At 71.3% G+C, this 21,178-nt stretch carries 23 protein-coding genes and 1 riboswitch; of the genes, 12 read left to right on the forward strand and 11 right to left on the reverse strand.

The window, feature by feature from the left end; translation table 11 throughout:
- Positions 1 to 20: 20 nt before the first annotated feature.
- Together ABZT17_RS08890 and ABZT17_RS08895 are read right to left on the reverse strand one after the other, a co-directional pair.
- The gene (locus ABZT17_RS08890; protein ID WP_356345577.1) at positions 21 to 599 is read right to left on the reverse strand and encodes a hypothetical protein; all 579 of its coding nucleotides are present in this window, start codon (positions 597 to 599) and stop codon (positions 21 to 23) included.
- Positions 592 to 1,371, reverse strand: a complete 780-nt coding sequence (locus ABZT17_RS08895) for an alpha/beta fold hydrolase (protein ID WP_356345855.1) — start codon at positions 1,369 to 1,371, stop codon at positions 592 to 594. Before ABZT17_RS08895 ends, ABZT17_RS08890 begins: the two co-directional genes overlap by 8 nt.
- Positions 1,372 to 1,562: 191 nt before the next feature.
- Between ABZT17_RS08895 and ABZT17_RS08900 the strand changes: the two genes are divergently transcribed.
- The 4 genes from ABZT17_RS08900 to ABZT17_RS08915 all read left to right on the forward strand — a co-directional run bounded on the left by ABZT17_RS08900 (position 1,563) and on the right by ABZT17_RS08915 (position 5,402).
- Positions 1,563 to 2,327: a 1-acyl-sn-glycerol-3-phosphate acyltransferase gene (locus ABZT17_RS08900; protein WP_356345579.1), complete on the forward strand. Its 765-nt coding sequence runs from the start codon at positions 1,563 to 1,565 to the stop codon at positions 2,325 to 2,327.
- 48 nt (positions 2,328 to 2,375) lie between these two features.
- A complete protein-coding gene (locus tag ABZT17_RS08905; protein ID WP_356345582.1) occupies positions 2,376 to 3,590 on the forward strand; it encodes a DUF5931 domain-containing protein in 1,215 nt (404 codons plus the stop codon).
- Entirely contained in the window at positions 3,587 to 4,264 is a 678-nt protein-coding gene (locus ABZT17_RS08910; RefSeq protein ID WP_356345584.1) for a response regulator transcription factor, read from the forward strand. The genes ABZT17_RS08905 and ABZT17_RS08910 overlap by 4 nt, the downstream gene beginning before the upstream one ends.
- 109 nt (positions 4,265 to 4,373) lie before the next feature.
- Positions 4,374 to 5,402: a 6-phosphofructokinase gene (locus ABZT17_RS08915; RefSeq protein ID WP_356345587.1), complete on the forward strand. Its 1,029-nt coding sequence runs from the start codon at positions 4,374 to 4,376 to the stop codon at positions 5,400 to 5,402.
- A gap of 34 nt (positions 5,403 to 5,436) precedes the next feature.
- Here ABZT17_RS08915 and ABZT17_RS08920 read toward each other — a convergent pair whose 3' ends face one another.
- Both ABZT17_RS08920 and ABZT17_RS08925 read right to left on the reverse strand, forming a co-directional pair.
- The gene (locus tag ABZT17_RS08920) at positions 5,437 to 7,293 is read right to left on the reverse strand and encodes an anthranilate synthase family protein (RefSeq protein WP_356345589.1); all 1,857 of its coding nucleotides are present in this window, start codon (positions 7,291 to 7,293) and stop codon (positions 5,437 to 5,439) included.
- A 111-nt stretch (positions 7,294 to 7,404) separates the two neighbouring features.
- Positions 7,405 to 7,461, reverse strand: coding sequence for a trp operon leader peptide (locus ABZT17_RS08925; protein ID WP_071528813.1), 57 nt, complete (start codon positions 7,459 to 7,461; stop codon positions 7,405 to 7,407).
- Between the two features lie 96 nt (positions 7,462 to 7,557).
- Here ABZT17_RS08925 and ABZT17_RS08930 point away from each other — a divergent pair, with 96 nt between their 5' ends.
- Complete coding sequence (locus ABZT17_RS08930) at positions 7,558 to 8,910, forward strand: class II 3-deoxy-7-phosphoheptulonate synthase (protein ID WP_356345591.1); 1,353 nt, start codon at positions 7,558 to 7,560, stop codon at positions 8,908 to 8,910.
- Positions 8,911 to 9,044: 134 nt separating this feature from the next.
- Positions 9,045 to 9,287 carry a (2Fe-2S)-binding protein gene (locus tag ABZT17_RS08935; protein WP_356345594.1) on the forward strand — a complete coding sequence of 81 codons (243 nt, stop codon included), beginning with the start codon at positions 9,045 to 9,047 and terminating at the stop codon, positions 9,285 to 9,287.
- Here the strand turns inward: ABZT17_RS08935 and bfr are convergent.
- Positions 9,284 to 9,763 (reverse strand): bacterioferritin, encoded by a 480-nt coding sequence (gene bfr, locus ABZT17_RS08940; protein WP_356345596.1) that lies wholly within the window; start codon positions 9,761 to 9,763, stop codon positions 9,284 to 9,286. The genes ABZT17_RS08935 and bfr overlap by 4 nt on opposite strands.
- A gap of 174 nt (positions 9,764 to 9,937) precedes the next feature.
- On the opposite strand from bfr, the gene ABZT17_RS08945 reads away from it, so the two are divergent.
- Positions 9,938 to 10,585 carry a sulfite oxidase-like oxidoreductase gene (locus tag ABZT17_RS08945; RefSeq protein WP_356345599.1) on the forward strand — a complete coding sequence of 216 codons (648 nt, stop codon included), beginning with the start codon at positions 9,938 to 9,940 and terminating at the stop codon, positions 10,583 to 10,585.
- A gap of 41 nt (positions 10,586 to 10,626) precedes the next feature.
- Here the strand turns inward: ABZT17_RS08945 and ABZT17_RS08950 are convergent, their stop codons facing one another.
- The 6 genes from ABZT17_RS08950 to thiO form a co-directional block, all read right to left on the reverse strand.
- Complete coding sequence (locus ABZT17_RS08950) at positions 10,627 to 11,130, reverse strand: DUF4396 domain-containing protein (protein WP_356345601.1); 504 nt, start codon at positions 11,128 to 11,130, stop codon at positions 10,627 to 10,629.
- A 76-nt stretch (positions 11,131 to 11,206) separates the two neighbouring features.
- A complete protein-coding gene (locus ABZT17_RS08955) occupies positions 11,207 to 12,085 on the reverse strand; it encodes a deoxyribonuclease IV (protein WP_356345603.1) in 879 nt (292 codons plus the stop codon).
- Between the two features lie 54 nt (positions 12,086 to 12,139).
- Positions 12,140 to 14,071 carry a Stk1 family PASTA domain-containing Ser/Thr kinase gene (gene pknB, locus ABZT17_RS08960; protein WP_356345605.1) on the reverse strand — a complete coding sequence of 644 codons (1,932 nt, stop codon included), beginning with the start codon at positions 14,069 to 14,071 and terminating at the stop codon, positions 12,140 to 12,142.
- Positions 14,072 to 14,189: 118 nt separating this feature from the next.
- The gene (locus ABZT17_RS08965) at positions 14,190 to 14,984 is read right to left on the reverse strand and encodes a thiazole synthase (RefSeq protein WP_356345608.1); all 795 of its coding nucleotides are present in this window, start codon (positions 14,982 to 14,984) and stop codon (positions 14,190 to 14,192) included.
- A gap of 3 nt (positions 14,985 to 14,987) precedes the next feature.
- Positions 14,988 to 15,188 carry a sulfur carrier protein ThiS gene (thiS, locus tag ABZT17_RS08970; RefSeq protein WP_356345611.1) on the reverse strand — a complete coding sequence of 67 codons (201 nt, stop codon included), beginning with the start codon at positions 15,186 to 15,188 and terminating at the stop codon, positions 14,988 to 14,990.
- On the reverse strand, positions 15,185 to 16,339 hold the full coding sequence (gene thiO, locus ABZT17_RS08975) for a glycine oxidase ThiO (RefSeq protein WP_356345614.1): 1,155 nt from the start codon (positions 16,337 to 16,339) through the stop codon (positions 15,185 to 15,187). The genes thiS and thiO overlap by 4 nt, the downstream gene beginning before the upstream one ends.
- Positions 16,337 to 16,448, reverse strand: a riboswitch (TPP riboswitch). It overlaps the preceding gene by 3 nt.
- Before the next feature lie 168 nt (positions 16,449 to 16,616).
- On the opposite strand from thiO, the gene ABZT17_RS08980 reads away from it, so the two are divergent.
- The 5 genes from ABZT17_RS08980 to ABZT17_RS09000 all read left to right on the forward strand — a co-directional run bounded on the left by ABZT17_RS08980 (position 16,617) and on the right by ABZT17_RS09000 (position 21,165).
- Complete coding sequence (locus ABZT17_RS08980; protein ID WP_356345857.1) at positions 16,617 to 17,813, forward strand: FAD-dependent oxidoreductase; 1,197 nt, start codon at positions 16,617 to 16,619, stop codon at positions 17,811 to 17,813.
- Between the two features lie 64 nt (positions 17,814 to 17,877).
- Positions 17,878 to 18,249 (forward strand): Rv2175c family DNA-binding protein, encoded by a 372-nt coding sequence (locus tag ABZT17_RS08985; protein WP_356345617.1) that lies wholly within the window; start codon positions 17,878 to 17,880, stop codon positions 18,247 to 18,249.
- A 169-nt stretch (positions 18,250 to 18,418) separates the two neighbouring features.
- A complete protein-coding gene (gene thiE, locus ABZT17_RS08990) occupies positions 18,419 to 19,072 on the forward strand; it encodes a thiamine phosphate synthase (protein WP_356345620.1) in 654 nt (217 codons plus the stop codon).
- Between the two features lie 117 nt (positions 19,073 to 19,189).
- Positions 19,190 to 20,113, forward strand: a complete 924-nt coding sequence (metF, locus tag ABZT17_RS08995) for a methylenetetrahydrofolate reductase [NAD(P)H] (RefSeq protein ID WP_356345622.1) — start codon at positions 19,190 to 19,192, stop codon at positions 20,111 to 20,113.
- Positions 20,114 to 20,169: 56 nt separating this feature from the next.
- The gene (locus ABZT17_RS09000) at positions 20,170 to 21,165 is read left to right on the forward strand and encodes a hypothetical protein (RefSeq protein WP_356345625.1); all 996 of its coding nucleotides are present in this window, start codon (positions 20,170 to 20,172) and stop codon (positions 21,163 to 21,165) included.
- The last annotated feature ends 13 nt before the right edge of the window (positions 21,166 to 21,178 follow it).

A 21,178-nucleotide genomic window follows, 5' to 3' on the forward strand; every position in this document is an offset into this window, starting at 1 on the left:
GGTGAGGTGCCGAGGCGGCGTCAGACCACCGCGCCCCGACCCGGGTCGCCGTCCTCGTCCTCGTCCGTGCGCATCCGCATCACCAGCGTGGCGAAGCCGCCGAGGAAGCCGCCGACGCCGAGCGTGGCCAGCCACCAGGTCATGTCCCAGCCGAGGACCACGGCCAGCAGCAGCAGGATCGGGCCGCCGACCACGCCCAGCCAGGCGAACTTCGCGGTGGTGTCGGCGGCGGGCAGCGGGGGCGGCTCCGGCGGTTCGAAGTGGCCCTCGTCGTCCTCGTCGTAGTCGTCCTCGGAGGGCTCGGGGGTCGAGTAGTCGCGCGGTCCGCCGACGCCCGGGGCGAAGGAGACCGAGCCCCCCAGGGGCTTCGCCGGCTTCTCCTCCCGGGGTTTTTCCTCCTTCGGCGCCGGCTGCTCGTCGTTGGTCTCGGGCTCCAGCAGCGCCAGGTCCTCCACCGACTTGAACGGCTTCGTGCCCGGTGGGTCCGCCGGCTCCTCGCCGTACCCGGCGACGATCGCCGCCCACGCGGCGTCCTCGTCGAAGGGGACGCCCTGCTCCTCCGGTTCGCGGTCCTCGCGATCCGAACCGTGCTCAGCCACCTGCGGCCGTCCCTTCCTTGCCGACACCGGTTGCGAGCCGGCCGATGAACGAGAGGCTCTCCTCGAAGATCCGGTCCGCGTCGTGGTCCAACGTCGCGACGTGGTAGCTCTGTTCCAGCAGGATCTCGCGGACGTCCCGGGACGAGACCCGGCCCAGGATGCGCGCCGAGTCGACCGGCGGCACCACATGGTCCTGCGGGCTGTGCAGAAGCAGCAGCGGCTGGGTGACCTGGGGCAGCTCGCGGTCGACGATCCGGAAGAAGGTCCGCAGGGAGTGCGCCGCGTGCAGGGGCACCTTGTCGTAGCCCACCTCGACGCCGCCCTCCTTCGCGATGTCGCTGGCGATGCCGGGCGCCGTCCGCACGAAGTGGCGGGCCACCGGAAGGGCGTACGCGGACAGGCCGTGCACCTTGTTCGCCGGGTTGACGACCACGACACCGCTGATCGCGTCCCCGTGCTTGGCGGCCAGCCGCAGGGCGAGGGCGCCGCCCATGGACAGACCGGCCACGAAGACCCGCTCGCAGCGGTCGACGAGCGCGCGCAGCTCCCGGTCCACCTCCGCGTACCAGTCCTGCCAGCCGGTGAGCTGCATGTCCTCCCAGCGGGTGCCGTGGCCCGGCAGCAGGGGCAGCGAGACCGTCAGGCCGCGCTCGGCGAGGTACTCCGCCCAGGGGCGCAGCGACTGGGGCGAACCGGTGAAGCCGTGGCAGAGGAGGACACCGGTCTCCCCGCCCTCGTGGCGGAACGGCTCGGCTCCAGGAAGGACCGGCACCATCGGTCTCCTGTTCATGAGAGTGGCGGTTCATGAGCGGGACTCCACGAGCGCACGCGACTTCATGAGCGTGACGTGAAGTCCAGGTTGTGCTTCACCGTACGCGACGGCACTGACACCGACCAGGGTCGTCGGCTCCTTTGACAGCGGGCCGGGTTAAGGTCTGATCGACGGAAACTGGAGGCACACGGGTGTTGTACGGCGCGATGAAGGTCGCTATCGGCGGACCGCTGAAGGTCACCTTCAGGCCCTGGGTGGAGGGCCTCGAGAACATTCCCGCCGAGGGCGCCGCGATCCTGGCGAGCAACCACCTCTCCTTCTCGGACTCGTTCTTCCTGCCCGCGGTCCTGGACCGCAAGGTGACATTCATCGCCAAGGCGGAGTACTTCACCACGCCCGGGGTGAAGGGCCGGCTGACGGCCGCGTTCTTCAAGGGCGTCGGCCAGCTCCCGGTGGACCGCTCCGGCGCGCGCGGCGCGGGTGAGGCGGCGATCAAGAGCGGCCTGGAGGTCCTGGAGCGCGGCGAGCTGTTCGGCATCTACCCCGAGGGCACCCGCTCGCCCGACGGGCGCCTCTACCGGGGCAAGCCCGGCGGACTCGCGCGCGTGGCGCTCGCCTCCGGCGCGCCGGTCATCCCGGTCGCCATGATCGACACGGAGAAGATCCAGCCGCCGGGCAAGGTGATGCCCAAGCTCATGCGGCCCGGCATCCGCATCGGCAAGGCCCTGGATTTCAGCCGCTACCAGGGCATGGAGCACGACCGCTTCGTGCTGCGCGCGGTGACCGACGAGGTCATGTACGAGATCATGAAGCTCTCCGGCCAGGAGTACGTCGACATGTACGCGACCGCCGCCAAGCGGAGGATCGCGGACGCGGCGAAGGCCGAGAAGGAACAGGCCAAGGAACAGGCCAAGGAGCAGGCGGAACAGGCCAAGAAGGAGAACTCCGGGGCCTAGGCTGTCGGTTCGAGGGGGCGAGGGGCCGGAAGCTGGGGGGTGGGGTACGTGCCGAAGCGTGAGCGCGTCATCCGTATGTCGGTCGAGCAGCCGCTGTGGCGTGCGCTGTCCGCGTACCGGGTGCTCACCATGCTGTACGCGGTCGGCCTGTTCGCCACCGCCTACGACGAGTACGACCACGCGAGCGTGGCCATCGGCTACTACGGCGTCCTGTTCGTCTGGACGCTCGCCACCCTGCCCCGCGTCCAGAGCGCGGCAGCCTGCACCAAGCGCTTCCTCACCGCCGACCTCGCCATCGCGCTCACCGGCATCCTCCTGACCCCGCTCGCCGCCAACGAGCAGCACATCCAGAGCGGCGGCCCGACCCTGCCGTCGATATGGACCGCCGGCTCGGTCCTCGCCTTCGCCATCAAGGGCGGCTGGCGCTGGGCCGCCTTCGCCTCCACCCCGGTCGCCGCCGCCAACCTCATCGAGCGCGGCGCCCCGGCCCGCGACACCGTCCACAACGTCATCCTGGTCTGGGTCGCCTCCATCGCCATCGGCTACGTCGTCGAGGTCGCCCGCGCCTCCGAGCGCACCCTCGCCCGCGCCCTGGAGATCGAGGCCGCGACCAGGGAGCGGGAGCGGCTCGCCCGGGACATCCACGACGGGGTGCTGCAGGTGCTGGCCATGGTGCAGCGCCGGGGCGCGGTCATCGGTGGTGAGGCGGGCGAGCTGGGCCGTATGGCCGGGGAGCAGGAGGTCGCCCTGCGCACACTGGTCTCCGGCGGTCTGGTGCCCGTCTCACGGGCCTCGGAGGACGCGTCCGAGGGCGCGGTCGTCCGGGCCGTCGACGAGCCCTCGTACGACGAGGACGCGCCCGTGGACCTGCGGGCGCTGCTCGCGCCCCACGCCGCCGCGAAGGTCAGCTTCGCCGAGCCCGGTGCGCCCGTGCTGCTGTCCGCGCCCGCCGCGAAGGAGCTGGCCGCGGCCGTCGGCGCCGCCCTGGACAACGTGCGCAGACACGCCGGCGACGACGCGCGCGCGTGGATCCTCGTCGAGGACGAGCCCGGCGAGGTCGTGGTGACCGTACGGGACGACGGCCCCGGCATCCCCGAGGGGCGGCTCGCCCAGGCCGAGGGGGAGGGGCGGCTCGGCGTGGCCCTCTCCATCCGGGGCCGGCTGCGGGACCTCGGCGGCAGCGCCGAGCTGATCTCGGTGCCCGGGCAGGGCACGGAGGTCGAACTGAAGGTACCGAAGGACGCGAAGGCGGGGCATCGATGAGTGAGCAGCAGGGCCCGATCAAGGTCATGGTGGTCGACGACCACCCCATGTGGCGCGACGCGGTCGCCCGTGACCTGACCGAGTCCGGCTTCGACGTGGTCGCCACCGCGGGCGACGGCGACCAGGCCGTACGCCGCGCCAGGGCCGCGGGCCCCGACGTCCTCGTCCTCGACCTGAACCTGCCGCTGAAGCCCGGCGTCCAGGTCTGCAAGGAACTGGTCGGCCACAACCCGGCGTTGAGGGTCCTGGTGCTGTCCGCGAGCGGCGAGCACGCGGATGTGCTGGAGGCCGTGAAGTCGGGCGCGACCGGCTATCTGCTGAAGTCGGCGTCGACCGAGGAGCTGCTGGACGCGGTGCGCCGCACGGCCGTCGGCGACCCGGTGTTCACGCCGGGCCTGGCCGGGCTGGTCCTCGGTGAGTACCGCCGTCTCGCCTCCGAGCCCGCGCCCGCCGCCGGTACCGACGAGCCGGGGGCCCCGCAGCTCACCGACCGTGAGACCGAGGTGCTGCGCCTGGTCGCCAAGGGCCTGAGCTACAAGCAGATCGCCGAACGCCTGGTCATCTCCCACCGGACGGTCCAGAACCACGTCCAGAACACCCTCGGCAAGCTCCAGCTGCACAACCGGGTGGAACTCGTTCGGTACGCCATAGAGCGCGGGCTTGACGACGAGTAAACCAACGTCCCGATGATTCACCGGAATTGCCCTTCCCGCCCATCCCTCTGTGACCTGGATCACCATTAGCGTGGCTGCAACCAGGCAAACGCGGCGAAGGGACATTTCCATGCGGGTCGGAGTACTGACCGGAGGCGGCGACTGCCCCGGACTCAACGCCGTCATCCGGGGCATCGTCCGCAAGGGCGTGCAGGAGTACGGCTACGACTTCGTCGGCTACCGGGACGGCTGGCGCGGACCGCTCGACGGCGACACCGTCCGCCTCGACATCCCCGCGGTGCGCGGCATCCTGCCCCGCGGCGGCACCATCCTCGGCTCCTCGCGCACCAATCCGCTCAAGCAGGAGAACGGCATCCGCCGCATCAAGGAGAACCTCGCCAAGCAGGAGGTCGACGCGCTCATCGCGATCGGCGGCGAGGACACCCTGGGCGTGGCGGCGCGCCTCACCGACGAGTACGGCGTGCCCGTCGTCGGTGTACCGAAGACGATCGACAACGACCTCTCCGCCACCGACTACACCTTCGGCTTCGACACCGCGGTCGGCATCGCCACCGAGGCCATCGACCGGCTGCACACCACCGCCGAGTCCCATATGCGGGTCCTGGTCTGCGAGGTGATGGGCCGTCACGCCGGCTGGATCGCCCTGCACTCCGGGCTCGCGGGCGGCGCCAACGTCATCCTCATCCCGGAACAGCGCTTCGACCTCGACCAGGTGTGCGCCTGGATCACCTCCCGCTTCAAGGCGTCGTACGCCCCCATCGTGGTCGTCGCCGAGGGCGCCATGCCGAAGGACGGCGATGTGGTCCTCAAGGACGAGTCGCTGGACTCCTTCGGGCATGTGCGCCTCTCCGGAGTCGGCGAGTGGCTGGCCAAGGAGATCGAGAAGCGCACCGGCAAGGAGGCCCGCACCACCGTCCTCGGGCACATCCAGCGGGGCGGCACCCCGAGCGCCTTCGACCGGTGGCTCGCCACCCGCTTCGGTCTGCACGCCATCGACGCCGTCCGCGAGGGCGACTTCGGCAAGATGGTCGCCCTGCGCGGCACGGACATCGTCCGCGTGCCGATCTCGGAGGCCACGTCCAAGCTGAAGACGGTGGACCCGGAGCTGTACGCGGAGGTCGGGGTCTTCTTCGGCTGATCCAAACCGAGCCGAAGCCGATCCGAAAAGGCGCCTAGACGGTCGTGTTCCGCAGCTGTCCGATCAGCTCCCGCACGACCGTGGCGCCGTCCAGCGTCAGGACCGACTCCGGGTGGAACTGCACACCGGCGAACCCGGGGCCTCGCAGGGCGTGCACCTCACCGTTGCCGGCCCGGCTCAACTCGATGCCGTGGGCGGCGAGTTCGGTGCGCGACTCGTCGTCGCAGCGGGCCACGAAACTGTTGTAGAAACCGACGGTCTCGGGCCGTCCGAACAGGTCGATCGTCGTCTGCGCGCCCTGGTAGGGCACTTCCTTCCGTACGATCTCCAGGCCCAGCTCGGCCGCGATCAGCTCGTGCCCGAGGCAGACGCCCAGCACACCGTGCCGGTGGCCCCGGACCACCTCGGCGGTCAGCTCCCGCAGGAACCGCATCTTCGGGTCGTCCAGGTCGGACGGGTCACCGGGACCGGGGCCGAGCACCAGGGGCCCCTCGTGGGCGAGGGCGGCCTCCCGCAGCCCCGGCTCGTCATAGCGCCGGACGGTGACCTCCAGCCCGCCCGAGCGCAGCACATGCGCGAGCATCGAGGTGAAGGTGTCCTCCCCGTCGACCACCAGGGCATGCCCCTGGAGTTCGTACGACCGCTCCTGCATTCGCAGCCAGAACGGCGCGAGCGAGGCCCGGCGCCCGTCGAGCGCGGCACGCACGCGTGGGTCGTCGGCGAGCCGTACGCGCGCGTGCGTGCCGCGCGGCCGGGACGGCCGTACGCCCAGAGCCGCCAGCACACCGGCCGCCTTCGCGTGGGTCTCGGCCACCTCGCTCGCCGGGTCGCTGCCCCGCACCAGCGTCGCGCCGACCGGCACCCGCAGATGTCCCTCGGCGGAGATGTCGGCGGTGCGGATCAGGATGGGGGAGTCGAGGGTCTGCGCCCCGCCGCCGTCGCGGCCGAGCAGGGCGAGCGCGCCCGCGTAGTAGCCCCGTCCGCCGACCTCGTGCCGCTCGATGACCCGGCAGGCGTTCTGCACGGGCGAGCCGGTGACGGTCGCCGCGAACATGGTCTCCTTCAGGACCTCGCGCACGTCCAGGGACGACTTCCCGCGCAACTCGTACTCGGTGTGCGCGAGATGGGCCATCTCCATCAGCCGCGGGCCGATCACCACCCCGCCCATGTCGCCGACCGTGCACATCATCTTGAGCTCCTCGTCGACGACCATCGACAGCTCCTCGATCTCCTTGCCGTCGGCGAGGAAGTCGAGCAGGTGCTCGGGGGTGGGCCCTTCGGCGGGATATCGGTAGGTCCCGCTGATCGGGTTCATGACGACCGTGCCGCCGGACATCCGCACATGCACCTCGGGGCTCGCCCCGACCAGCGTCCGCTCCCCGGTGTGCACCACGAACGTCCAGTACGCGCCCCGCTCACCCTCCAGCAGCCGCCGGAACAGCGCGAGGGCGTCCGCGCGGGAGAACCCCGGGATCTCACCCTCGTACGTCCGCCGGATCACGAAGTTGGCGCCCTCGCCCCGCCCGATCTCCTCGCGCAGCACCCGGCCGACGATCTCGCCGTACTCCTCGTCCTCGACGTCGAAGCCGCCGTTCTCGACGCGGACGTCATGGGCGGGGAGCTGTCCGAGGACCTCGTCCAGGGGCAGCGTGCGGGTCTCCTGCGGGGTCAGCACCATGAGCGGCGTCCCGTCGTCCCGGACGTCGAAACCGCGCTCGCGGATCTGCCGGAACGGGATGAGCGCGAGGCCCTCGTCGGGGAGGTCGGCGAGGCGCTCGCAGGTGGAGACCGGGCCGATCAGCAGCTCGACCGTGCGCTCGTCGTGGCCCGGCGAGCGGCGGCGGAGCAGGGCGAAGGGGCGATCGTCGTGCAGGAGCTGGGTGAGATCCATGGGTCCTCTTCCGTCGGTGTCGAGCGATGTCGATGCCGGACGAGGAACGGACCCCGGAAACGCCGAAGGCCGCCCTCGGGCGGCCTTCGCGAAGTCCTGTGTGCGCGCGAGTCAGTGGGCCGCCGGATGAGCGGTCCACCACCAGTTCTGGGTCGAATGCGCGAACATGGCGGGCACTCTACCCCATGTCCGTCCGCTGATCGCGCCGTCTCACCAGTCGAGCCGGGCGAAAATCGGGCGACACGACCCCGTAATGTTTACGGGGTGACCGTGAACGCTAAGACCAGCGCGAGCGCTGGCAACACCTGGCGAGACCTGCCCGCGGCGCAGCAGCCCGAGTACCCCGACACCGAGGCTCTGCGCGCAGTCGTTGCGGACCTCGAGTCGTATCCGCCGCTCGTCTTCGCGGGCGAGTGCGACCAGCTGCGCGCCCGGATGGCGGCCGTCGCCAAGGGAGAGGCGTTCCTCCTCCAGGGTGGCGACTGCGCCGAGGCCTTCGACGCCGTGTCGGCCGACCATATCCGCAACAAGCTGAAGACGCTGCTCCAGATGGGCGCCGTGCTGACGTACGCCGCGTCCGTCCCCGTGGTGAAGGTCGGCCGGATCGCCGGCCAGTACTCCAAGCCGCGTTCCAAGCCGACCGAGACCCGCGACGGCGTGACACTGCCGACCTACCGCGGCGACTCCGTCAACGGTTTCGACTTCACCGAAGAGGCCCGTATCCCGGACCCCGAGCGGCTGAAGCGGATGTACCACGCCTCCGCCTCCACGCTGAACCTGGTGCGCGCCTTCACCACCGGCGGCTACGCCGACCTGCGCCAGGTGCACGCCTGGAACCAGGACTTCGTGAAGTCGTCCCCGTCCGGCCAGCGCTACGAGCAGCTGGCCCGCGAGATCGACAACGCGCTGAACTTCATGCGGGCCTGCGGCACCGACCCGGAGGAGTTCAAGACCGTCGAGTTCTACTCCTCGCACGAGGCACTGCTGCTCGACTACGAGTCCGCCCTGACCAGGGTCGACTCCCGCACGGGCAAGCTGTACGACGTCTCCGGGCACATGGTGTGGATCGGCGAGCGCACCCGGCAGCTGGACCACGCGCACATCGAGTTCGCCTCGAAGATCCGCAACCCGATCGGCATCAAGCTCGGCCCGTCGACCACGGCCGAGGAAGCGCTGCAGTACATCGAGCGCCTCGACCCCGACCGTGAGCCGGGGCGGCTGACCTTCATCGTCCGCATGGGCGCCGACAAGGTCCGCGACAAGCTGCCCGAGCTGGTCGAGAAGGTCACCGCGTCCGGTGCGACGGTGGCCTGGGTGACCGACCCGATGCACGGCAACACCTTCGAGGCGGCCTCGGGCCACAAGACCCGCCGCTTCGACGACGTGCTCGACGAGGTCAAGGGCTTCTTCGAGGTCCACAAGGGCCTCGGCACCCACCCGGGCGGCATCCATGTCGAGCTCACCGGTGACGATGTCACCGAGTGCGTGGGCGGCGGCGACGAGATCTTCGTCGACGATCTGCACCAGCGCTACGAGACGGCCTGCGACCCGCGCCTGAACCGCAGCCAGTCCCTCGACCTGGCGTTCCTCGTCGCGGAGATGTACAGGGACCAGTAAGGGTTTCGGCTGTTACAGGGACATGCGGTGGGGCGCGGATCACATGCGATCCGCGCCCCACCGCACTTTTGCGGGCACCGAGTGCCGGGTAAGGTTAGGTTAGCCTTATTGATCTCGGCGGGAGGTGAGTCCGCGTGTACGTCTGCAGCTGCTTCGGTGTGACCGAGGCGCAGATCCAGCAGCACGCGGACGACGGCGCCTGCACACCCCGCCAGGTCGCCTCCGCCTGCAAGGCCGGCACGGACTGCGGCTCGTGCGTCCGTCGTATCCAGGCGATCCTCGGCCGTGGGAACTGCCCGCGCCGGGAGCTCGCCGACCAGGGCCGACCGGTTCTGTCCGCGCTGGACGGCATGGAGGGCCTGGACGAGGCCGCCTAGCTCTCCGGCTGCTCGATCAGCTGGGCGATGTACAGCGCCTCACCGAGCTTCTCCAGCAGCTCCAGCTGGGTGTCGAGATAGTCGATGTGGTGCTCCTCGTCCGCGAGGATCGACTCGAAGATGTTCGCGGACGTGATGTCGCCCTTGCCGCGCATGACCTCGACGCCCCGCCTGAGGCGGTCGATCGCCTCGACCTCGATCTGCCGGTCGGCCTCGAACATCTCCTTGACGGTCTGCCCCACGCGCACATGGAAGAGGCGCTGGTAGTTCGGCAGGCCCTCCAGGAAGAGGATCCGGTCGGTGAGCACCTCCGCGTGCTTCATCTCGTCGAACGACTCGTGGCGGGTGTACTTCGCGAGCTTGGTCCAGCCGAAGTTCTCCTGCATCTTCGCGTGCAGGAAGTACTGGTTGATCGCGGTCAGCTCGCCGGTGAGCTGCTCGTTGAGGAATTCGATGACCTCGGGGTCGCCCTGCATCGCAGAGGCTCCTTCCGACCGGGGGAACGGGCAGGTTGCGCCGCATGATTGCATCGGGGAGGAAGATCGTCCAGTAAGTCTTCACTTAGTAAGTAAGTGCATGCTCAGTCGCAATTGCCCTGGTTTGGGTGGCGCGGGTGAGGTGCACCGGTCCGGGTCTGTCAGGATGGAGTCATGGGTCAGCCGAGGGAAGGTGAATCGGGAGAACGCGATTCGACAGGAGCGGCTCAGCCCGGGCTTCCGCCAGGTCAGCGGCTCCAGCGCGGCTGGCCGGTGACGCATTACGGACCCGTCCCCAAGTTCCGCCCCGAGCGCTGGGAGTTCCGGGTCTTCGGCGCCACCGCGGACGGCGAGAAGCGCTGCTGGAACCACGAGGAGTTCACCGCGCTGCCGTACACCTCCGTCGTCGCCGATCTGCACTGCGTCACCAAGTTCAGCATGCTCGGCGCCGAGTGGGGCGGTATCCCGGCCCGTACGATCCTGGAGATCGTGCCGCCCGCGCCCGCCGTCACCCATGTGATGGTCTGGGCGGAGTACGGATTCAGCTCGAACCTCCGCCTCTCGGACTTCGCCTCCGAGCGCACCCTCTTCGCCACCCACAAGGACGGCGAACTGCTCACCGCGGAGCACGGCTTCCCGCTGCGCCTGGTCGTCCCTCATCTGTATGCCTGGAAGGGCCCCAAATGGGTCCGTGGCATCGAGTACATGACCGCCGACCGCCGAGGCTTCTGGGAGGAGCGCGGCTACCACAACATCGGCGACCCCTGGAAGGAGCAGCGCTACTCCTACCAGGAGGGGCCCGGGGAGGGCCCCGAGCTCTGACCCCCGCTCCGGCCCTGCCCCCTGGCCCTCGGCCCCGGCCCTCAGTGGTACTCGTGCACCACGGCATGTCCCTTGCCGCGGCCGATCATCCACTTGTTGACGGGGGTCGTGACCACGAAGGCGATCACCAGTGAGATCGCGAGCGAGCCCCAGAACAGCAGGTCGCCGAGCTGGGCGTCCATCGCGTCGGGCCACAGCACGATCACGCCGTTGTCGATCAGCTCCATCACCGCGATGGACAGCGTGTCCGCGGCCAGCGCCACCCGGAACGCGGCACGGAAGCCGACGCCGGCCCTCAGTACGCCGCGCAGGGTGAGCGAGTACCCGAAGAAGAAGGCCAGCACGATCGCCAGGACGGTCGTCGCGAGGTTGCCCCAGCCGAACGCGGTGCCGATCACCATGCCCAGCACCTCGCCGATGGCGCAGCCGGTGAGGCAGTGCAGGGTGGCCTGGGCGGCCATGGCCCAGCTCGCGCCGGCCTGATGGTGGCCATGGTGTGCGTGTGCTTCGTGAGCCGTGTGTGTTTCGTGCGCCTCGTGCTGCATGAGTGCCCCCAACGTCAGGTAACGGTTGCTGCACCGAGCAGAAACCGTATACCCCCTGGGGGTATTCCGGAACAGGTCAGGAATCGCGCAGTTTCTTCAGCCGCTCCACGTCCGCCGCATGCCCCTCCTTGCCGCCGGGCGTCTCGATGACCAGCGGTACGCCCTCCGTCGCGGGGTGGGTCATCAGCGCCCGGAACGGGTCCTCGCCGATGTGACCGGAGCCGATGTTCTCGTGCCGGTCCTTGTGCGCGCCGACCACGTCCTTGGAGTCGTTGGCGTGGATCAGCCTCAGCCGTCCCGCACCGACCGTGTCCACCAGGAGGTCGAGGGTCTGGTGCATGCCGCTGGGCCCGGTCAGATCGTGCCCGGCGGCGAAGATGTGGCAGGTGTCCAGGCAGACCCCGAGCATCGGGTGGGCGTCCAGCGCCTCGAAGTACGGCCCGAAGTCCCAGGTCCGCGAGCAGAGCGAGGCGCCCTGGCCGGCCGTCGACTCCAGCAGCAGGAACGGGTCGTCGTCGTGGGTGAGTTCGTCCAGCAGCGGCAGCATGTGCTCGCGCACCTGCTTCAGCGCCACGGCACGCTCCCGGCCGCCGGTCGCGCTGCCCGTGTGCACGACCACGCCGAGCGCCCCGATCTCCCGCCCCCGGCGCAGCGAGTGCCGCAGCGACTCCACCGACCTCTCCACGGTCGCCTCGGTGTGCGAGCCGAAGTTGATCAGATACGGCGCGTGCACATACACCGGGATCGACTCGGCCGCGCACGCCGCCCGGAACTCCTCGTCCTGCCGCGGATTCCCCGCCGGTGTGGCCCAGCCGCGCGGGTTGGCGACGAAGACCTGCACGGTCTCGGCCCGCAGCTCGCGGGCGTAGGTCAGACCGACGGAGTTCAGCCCGCCGGCCACGGGGACATGACCGCCGACGGGATTGCGCGAGGGGAACGGGTGCTGGCTCTTCACCCGTTCAGGGTGTCATGCGTCCCGACCCGCTCCGGCACCGTGCCCGGGGGCCCCTCAGCGGATCTTGATCGTGATCGTCGATCCCTCGGGCGCCGTCCGGCCGCCCTTCACGGACTGGCTCCTGACGGTGTCGCCGAAGAGCCCGAGCAGGCCGCGGTCCTCTTCGACCTTGAAGCCGGCGCCCTCCAGCGCCGTGTGCGCGTCCTCCACGCTGTCGCCGGTGACGTCCGGGACCTCCACCATGACCGGGCCCTTGGAGAGCGTCAGCGTCACCGTGTCGCCCTCGGCGGCCCGGCCGTGGCCCTGCGGGGTCTGCGCGGCGACCTGGCCCTCGTCGTACGGGGAGTTGACCCGGGTGGCGGCGATCTCCACCGTGAGACCCGCGCCCTCCAGGTCGGACCTCGCGGCCGACAGGTCCTCGCCGGTGACGTCCGGGACGTCCACCGCGCTGCCCTTGCTGACGGTCAGCGCGATCGCCGAGCCCGCGTGCCGTTCGGTGCCCGCCCCCGGGGCCGTCGACAGGACCGAGCCCTTGGGCACCTCGTCGCTGAACTCCCGGGTGACCATGCCCGGTTCGAGGCCGCTCTTCTTCAGCCGGTCCCGCGCCTCGGCCAGCGTCCGGCCCGTCAGGTCGGGCACCTGTACGGTCTCGGGACCGTCGGAGAGGGTGATCGACACGCGCGCGTTGTCCCGGATACGGGTGCCGGGTTCGGGGTCGGAGCTGATGACCGTGCCCCGCGCGACCGTGTCGCTGTAGGCGTGCCTGACCGTGCCGAGGTCGAGACCGGCCTCGCCCAGCTGCTTCTTCGCCTGCGCCTGGGTCTTCGCCAGGACCGGCGGGACCTTGGTGAACTGGCCGGAGTTGATGTACCACACGCCGGTGCCGACGCCGAGGATCAGCAGGACGGCGACGACGATCGCGAGCGGGCCGCGCCGGGCACGCGCGCCACGCCGGCGCGGCGGCAGGGGCGGGGGGCTCTCCAGGCGGCTGGTGCGCAGCACCTCGGCCGGTCCGGCACCGCCGACCGGCACCCCGCGCGGCACCGTCAAGGAGCGCGGGATGACGCTCGTGCGGTCCTCGGAGATGCTCCGCCGGTCCGCCCCGAGCGCCTGCGGCGGCTCGGCGTCCAGCTGGTCCGGGCTGAGGGCGGAGTGCACCTCGCGGGCGTGCGCGAGGAGGGCCACCGCGTCGTACGGGCGGATGGCGGGGTTGCGGGCGGTGGCCGAGGCGACCAGCTCGTCCAGCTCGTACGGCAGCCCCGGGACGACCGCGGACGGGGGTGGGACGTCCTCGTGCAGGTGCTTGTAGAGCACCACGGCCGGGGAGTCCCCGTCATGCGGACGGTCACCGGTCAGCATCTCGTACAGGACGACACCGCACGCGTACACGTCGACACGGGCGTCGGCGGCGCCGGGCTGCTCGATCTGCTCGGGGGCGAGATAGGAGACCGTGCCGAGAACGGCCCCGGTGGTGCTGGTGACGGTGTCCACGGAGCGCACCAGCCCGAAGTCGGCGACCTTCACCCGGCCGTCGTCCCCTATCAGCACGTTCTCCGGCTTCATGTCCCGGTGCACGAACCCGGCCCGGTGGGCGGCGCCCAGCGCGGCGAGCACCGGCTCCAGGATGTCCAGGGCGGCGCGCGGCTGCAGCGCCCCGCGCTCGCGCAGCACGTCACGCAGGGTGCACCCGGCGATGTACTCCATGGCGAGATAGACGTACGACCCGTCGGTGCCCTGGTCGAAGACCTGTACCACGTTCGGGTGCGCCAGGCGGGCGACGGACTTCGCCTCCCGGATGAACCGGTCGACGAAGGTGGCGTCGGCGGCGAGCCCGGGGTGCATCACCTTCAGGGCGAGCACACGGTCGAGGCGGGTGTCCAGGGCCCGGTAGACCGTGGCCATGCCGCCGACCGCGATCCGCGCGTCCACGCGATAGCGGCCGTCGAGCACCTGCCCGACCAGGGGGTCCTGAAGGGTCGTATCCACGCAGGTGAGTGTACGAGCCGTGACTGACAGGGCTGCCGGTTCGGGTGAGATCGGGGCGGGACTGCAGCCGAGCTGTGACGGACCTCGCATCCGCGGCCGGATCTCGTCGAACGCGCGTTCAGAACGCCGGGCGCTCCGGATCCAGGTGGGCACGCCCCTTGTGCGGCGAGGACGCCTCGGCGAAATGCCGGCGCGGAATCCGTCCCGCCCGGTAGGCCAGCCGTCCCGCCTCCACGGCGTGCCTCATCGCCTCCGCCATCAGCTGCGGCTGCTGCGCCCGGGTGACCGCCGAGGCGAGCATCACACCCGCGCACCCCAGCTCCATCGCGAGCGCCGCGTCCGACGCCGTGCCGGCGCCCGCGTCCAGGATCACCGGCACGCGCGCGTGCTCGGTGATCAGCTGGAAGTTGTGCGGATTGCGGATGCCGAGCCCGGACCCGATGGGTGAGCCCAGCGGCATGATCGCCGCGCAGCCCACGTCCTCCAGCTTCCGGGCCAGCACCGGGTCGTCGTTCGTGTACGGCAGCACCGTGAAACCGTCGTCGACCAGGGTCTCGGCGGCGTCCAGCAGCTCGATCGGGTCGGGCAGCAGGGTGCGCTCGTCGGCGATGACCTCCAGCTTGACCAGATCGGTGCCCAGCGCCTCCCGCGCGAGACGGGCGGTGAGGACGGCCTCGCCGGCGGTGAAGCAGCCGGCCGTGTTCGGCAGCACCCGGATGCCGAGCCGGTCGAGGACGGACAGCACGGAACCGTGCACCGACGGGTCCACCCGGCGCATGGCGACCGTGGTCAGCTCGGTGCCGGACTCGACGAGCGCCCGCTCCAGCACCTCCAGGCTGGGGGCGCCGCCGGTGCCCATGATCAGGCGGGACGTGAAGGACGTACCGCCGAGGACGAAGGGGTCGTCGGCCATGGGTCAGCCTCCTTGGACGGCGGTCAGGACCTCGACGCGGTCCCCCTCGGAGAGGGGTGTCGCGGGCCACTGGGCGCGCGGGACGACGGTCTCGTTCAGGGCGGCGGCCACTCCGGAGGGAGCCGGGGTCAGGGCGCGCACGACGGTGTCGAGGGCCGTGCCGGGGGCGAACTCCCGCGCCTGACCGTTGACGGAGATGTTCATGCCGGCTGCTCCACGCGGGTGAAGCGCCTCGGGGTGAACGGGCGGGCCACCTCCGGGAGGTCACCGGTGGCCAGGGCGTGCGCCAGGGCGTCGCCGGTGACCGGGGTGAGCAGCACGCCGTTGCGGTAGTGGCCGGTGGCCAGCAGCAGGCCGTCCAGCCCGCTCGGGCCGAGCAGGGGCGCGTTGTCGGGGGAGCCCGGGCGCAGCCCGGCCCGGGTCTCCGTCAGGGGCAGCTCGGTGATGCCAGGGACCAGCTCGTGCGCGTCGCGCAGCAGCTCGTACACCCCGCCCGCGGTGACCGTGGTGTCCCAGCCCAGCTCCTCGCTGGTCGCGCCGATCACCAGCTCGCCGTTCTCGCGCGGCACCAGGTAGACATGGCTGCCCCGGACCACCGCGCGCACGGTACGGCTCAGGAAGGGCGCGTGGCGCTTCGGCACGGTCAGCCGCAGCACCTGCCCCTTCACGGGCCGTACGGGCGGCAGGACGTCGTCCGGGACGCCCGGCAGCCGCCCGCTGAGGCTCCCCGCGGCCAGTACCACCTGGCCCGCGCCCAGCTCGGTGCCGTCGGCCGTGGTGACACCCGCGGCCCGGTCCCGTACGACCTCGAAACGCTCGGCCCACACCCGGTGGAAGACGACCCCCGCCCGTTCGCACGCGGCCACGAGCGCGCCCGCCAGGCGCCGCGGGTCGATCTGGTGGTCGCCGTCGGCCCTGAGCCCCCCGCGCACGCCCGGCGCGAGCATCGGCTCCAGGCGCCGGCAGTCGCGCCCGGACAACCACTCGGACTCCAGCCCCGACTGCCGCTGCAGCGCGTGCAGTTCGCGCAGATGGGCGCGGTCGTCGGCGTCCAGGGCGACGGCGAGGGTGCCGCACCGCCGGTAGCCGAGGTCGTGGCCGGTGGCGTCGGTGAGCTCGGCCGCGAAGTCGGGGTAGCGACGGGCCGAGGCGAGGTTCAGACCGAGCAGGGTCTGCTCGCCGTAGTGCAGCTCCGTGACGGCGGCGAGCATCCCGGCGGCCACCCGGGCGGCCCCGCCGCCCGGCTCCGGGTCCACGACGGCGGTGGCGAACCCGCGCTGCGCGGCCCGCCACGCCGTGACCAGGCCGATGATCCCGCCCCCGACGACGAGGACGTCTGACGTACGTGACGACATGGGCGTCCAGCCCCTCCCTTCGCCGGCATGACCCGGATCAGGTTCGTACGGTCGGAGGCCGCCAGCCTCCCTCTCAGCCCGGTGCGTCCGGGCTCCCGCGAGTGCTTGTACGTCGGCCACCCTAGCCCGAGCCCCGACGCTCGGTAAGGGAGCCTCCGGCCGCCTCGTCGCTCACCGGCGGTGTGCAACAGCTCACGGAGCACGACCCCTGACTGACAATTTGTCAGTTGTCTATGGTGATCAGGTGAGCGAGCAGACGACGCAGTCTCAGCGGCGGGTGGTCGTGGTCGGCGCGGGCATGGCCGGCGTACAGACCGCGGTGGCCCTGCGCGAACAGGGCTTCCAGGGCACCGTCACCCTGATCGGCGCCGAGCCCCACCAGCCGTACGACCGGCCACCGCTGTCCAAGGCCGTCCTGCTCGGCAAGTCGGAGGGCTCCGCCTTCGACGTCGACTTCGAGGCGCTCGGCATCGAACTGCGGCTGGGGCGCGAGGTGCTGGGCGTGCGCCCCGGCGAGCACGAACTGGACACCGAGGCCGGACCGGTCCCGTACGAGGTCCTGGTCCTCGCCACCGGCGCCGAACCCATCATGCTGCCCGGCGCCGAGGGGGTGCCCGGCGTCCATCTGCTGCGCACCCTGGACGACGCCGAGCGGCTGCGGCCCGTGCTCGCCCGGCAGCACGACATCGTGGTCGTCGGCGCGGGCTGGATCGGCGCCGAGTTCGCCACCGCCGCGCGCGAGGCGGGCTGCGCGGTGACCGTGGTGGAGGCCGCCGACCGGCCGCTTGCGGGCGCCCTGCCCGCCGAGGTGGCCGCGCCCATGGCCGCCTGGTACGACGACGCGGGCGCCGTGCTGCGCACCCGCGCGCGCGTGGAGCGCGTCGAACCCGGCGCGGTCGTCCTCGACGACGGCACGCGCGTGCCCGCGGGCGCCGTGGTGGTCGGCATCGGCGCCCGCCCCGCGACCGCCTGGCTGGCCGGTTCCGGCATCGCCCTCGGGGCCCACCGCGAGGTCGTGGCCGACGACCGTCTGCGCACCTCGGCACCGGACGTCTACGCGGTCGGCGACTGCGCCTCCTTCCCCTCGGGCCGGTACGGCGAGCGGCTGCTGGTCCACCACTGGGACAACGCCCTCCAGGGCCCGCGCACGGTCGCGGCGAACATCATCGGCGAGGCCACGGGGGAGCTCCCGGTGGTCTACGACCCCGTCCCGTACTTCTGGTCCGAGCAGTTCGGCCGCTTCGTCCAGTACGCCGGCCACCACGCGTCCGCCGACCGGACCGTCTGGCGCGGTGAGCCGTCCGGACCCGCCTGGTCGGTCTGCTGGCTGCGCGAGAACCGCCTGGTCGCTCTGCTGGCGGTGGGCCGGCCGCGCGACCTGGCCCAGGGACGGCGGCTGATCGAGGCCGGCACCGCGATGGACGCGGAACTGCTGGCGGACCCGGCGAGGCCTCTGAAATCGGTCACGGCGTGACACTTCCCCCCTGGTCGGACGGTCCCGACTTCCGACTGTCAGTGCCGGATGGCAGGCTTGTCCCGTGACCGAGATTGACGCAAAGATCGATGCTCTCGTCCCCGCCTGGCTCACCGTGCCCGACATCGCCGAGCTGCTCGGCATCGACGTGGTGCGTGTGCGGCAGCTGATCAAGGAGGGTCAGCTCATCGCCGTACGCCGTGGTGAGAACCGCGCGCTGCACGTCCCCGCCGCCTTCATCGACGGGGCCGAGCAGAAGGTCGTCAAGGGCCTGACCGGCACCCTGACGCTCCTGCGGGACGACGGCTTCACCGACGAAGAGATGCTGGAATGGCTCTTCACCCCCGACGAGAGCCTGCCCGGCACCCCCGCCCAGGCCCTCAGCGAGAATCGCGGCACGGAGGTGAAGCGCCGGGCCCAGGCGCTCGCCGTCTGATCGCAGCGGCCTGATCCGAACACCGTCCGGAGTACGGGCCGTGGCCGGCGCCGCCACGGCCGCGGTCGACCGCGGCCCGCCGAGCCACGCCCGTGGTTCACCACGGCCCGGTCGCGGCCGACCGCACCGGTCCGCGGCCCGTACACCACCGACACCGGGGGACACCCGTATGCCCGCCACCACCGACGCCCGCGCGCGGCTCGCCGACGCCCGGCTCTATCTCTGCACGGACGCCCGCAGGAGCCGGGGCGACCTGCCGGAGTTCCTGGACGCCGTCCTGGCGGGCGGTGTCGACATCGTGCAGCTGCGCGACAAGGGCATGGAGGCGGCCGAGGAGCTGGAGCACCTGAAGGTCCTCGCCGACGCCTGCGCCCGCCACGGCAGGCTGCTCGCCGTCAACGACCGCGCGGACGTCGCCCACGCGGCCGGCGCCGACGTACTCCACCTGGGCCAGGGCGACCTGCCGGTCCCCGCGGCCCGCGCGATCCTCGGCGACGACGTCCTGATAGGCCGCTCCACCCATGCGGAGGCGGAGGCCGCCGAGGCCGCCGCCCAGCAGGGCGTGGACTACTTCTGCACCGGTCCCTGCTGGCCCACCCCCACCAAGCCCGGCCGTCACGCACCTGGTCTCGACCTGGTCCGCTTCACCGCCGCCCTGGGCACCGGCCGCCCCTGGTTCGCCATCGGCGGCATCGACCTCGGCAACCTCGACGAGGTGCTGGAGGCCGGCGCCCGCCGCGTCGTGGTCGTCCGCGCGATCACCGAGGCGGCCGACCCGGGCGGGGCGGCCGCGGAGTTCGCGAAGCGGCTGCGGGGCGCATAGCGGCCCCGCGAGCGCATAACGGGCACGGTTGTCCGATGGGTGGACAACAGCTCGACAAATCGGGCAAATTTCCAGAGTCCGGTTGGGGGACCGCCAGCCCCTGACTAACCTGCGGGTATGGCCCTAGGAACCGCATCCACCAGGACTGATCGCGCACGCACCGTGCGCGACATGCTCACCACGGGCAAGACGACGTACTCCTTCGAGTTCTCGGCACCGAAAACCCCCAAGGGCGAGCGGAACCTGTGGAGCGCCCTGCGCAGGGTCGAGGCGGTCGCCCCCGACTTCGTCTCCGTGACCTACGGCGCCGGCGGCTCCACCCGCGCGGGCACGGTCAAGGAGACCCAGCAGATCGTCGCGGACACCACGCTGACGCCGGTCGCCCACCTCACGGCGGTCAACCACTCCATCGCCGAACTCCGCAACATCATCGGCCAGTACGCGGACGCCGGTATCCGCAACATCCTCGCCGTGCGCGGCGACCCGCCCGGCGACCCCATGGGCGAGTGGGTGGCCCACCCCAAGGGACTGACCTATGCCGCCGAGCTCGTGCGGCTCATCAAGGAGTCGGGGGACTTCTGCGTCGGCGTCGCGGCCTTCCCGGAGATGCACCCGCGCTCCGACGAATGGGACGCGGACGTCGCCCACTTCGTCGACAAGTGCCGGGCCGGCGCCGACTACGCCATCACCCAGATGTTCTTCCAGCCGGAGTCGTACCTGCGCCTGCGCGACCGGGTGGCCGCCGCCGCGTGCGAGACCCCGGTCATCCCCGAGGTGATGCCGGTCACCAGTGTGCGGATGCTGGAGCGGTTGCCGCAGCTCAGCAACGCGCGGATCCCGTCCGTCCTGAAAGAGCGGATCCTCACAGCAAAAGACGATCCGGCCGCTGTACGCTCCATTGGCATCGAATTCGCCACGGAGTTCTGCGCACGGCTGCTGGCCGAGGGAGTGCCCGGACTGCACTTCATCACGCTCAACAACTCCACGGCTACGCTGGAAATCTACGAGAACCTGGGCCTGCACCACCCGCCGCAGGCCTAGACCGGCCGCACGGATATACGACACACTGCGTAGCGGCGACTGGGAGAGGGGCGTACATGGGCTGGACGGTCCTCTACATCGCGTTCGGCATCGTCGCGCTGTGGCTGCTCGGCGAGGTGCTGTTGCAGTACAAGGCGCGACTGCGCTGGCGGCTGCTGGCCTTCGTCGGCTTCCTCGGCGTGGTGCTGGGCGTCCTCATTCCCTCGGTGATCGTCATCGGCCTGGGCGCGGCGGCGTTCGCCGTCGGGCAGACGTACGTCACCCTGTCGTTCCGCCGCGGCTTCTCGGCGGGCTGGGCGGTCAAGCGCCCCGAGGGCGAGGGCATCGGCGGCCTGGGTCTGGGCGTCGGCGGCAAGAGCCGCCGCGGCAGGGCGGAGCACCAGGACCCGAGCCTGGAGGTCTCCGACCTGGAGACCGCGGGCCCGGACGCCGACTACGGCGACGAGCGGCCCTTCGGCCAGGACAGGGTGTCCTACGGCGCGGACGACGACTACGACCGCGACGACGTCTTCACCCCCTCCCGTCCGGGCCAGGCCACGGCGGCCGAGACCACCTCGGTCTACGAGCCGCAGCCCATGCCCGACGACACCGGCTCCTACGGCATATACAGCGACACCTCGTACAACGCCGCGGCCGACCCGTCCTACGCGGGCGCGGGCCAGCCCCAGGACCAGTACGCGACGGCCGCCCAGGGCGCCGACCAGACGTACGGCTACGACTACTCCGGCTACAACCAGCAGCAGTACGGCTACGACGCCACCGGCCAGCAGCAGTACGCCGCCTACTCCGACCCGTACATCGGCACCCAGACCTACGGCGGCGGCTACGACGCCTACGGTCAGTACGGCCAGCAGGGTTACGGCCAGGACCAGTACGGCACCGGCACCTACGGCGGCGAGACCCCGGCCGGCGGGGTCTGGGTCCCGCAGCAGCGTACCGACGAGACCTACGGCGGCGAACTCCCGCAGGAGCAGCAGTACCCGTACCAGGACAACGGCCAGGGACAGAACCAGGGCCACGGGTACGACGAGCAGCAGCAGTACCGCTTCTGAGGGCCGGCGGCCT

The organism is Streptomyces sp. NPDC005648 (genome assembly GCF_040605395.1).
GTDB lineage: Bacteria > Actinomycetota > Actinomycetes > Streptomycetales > Streptomycetaceae > Streptomyces.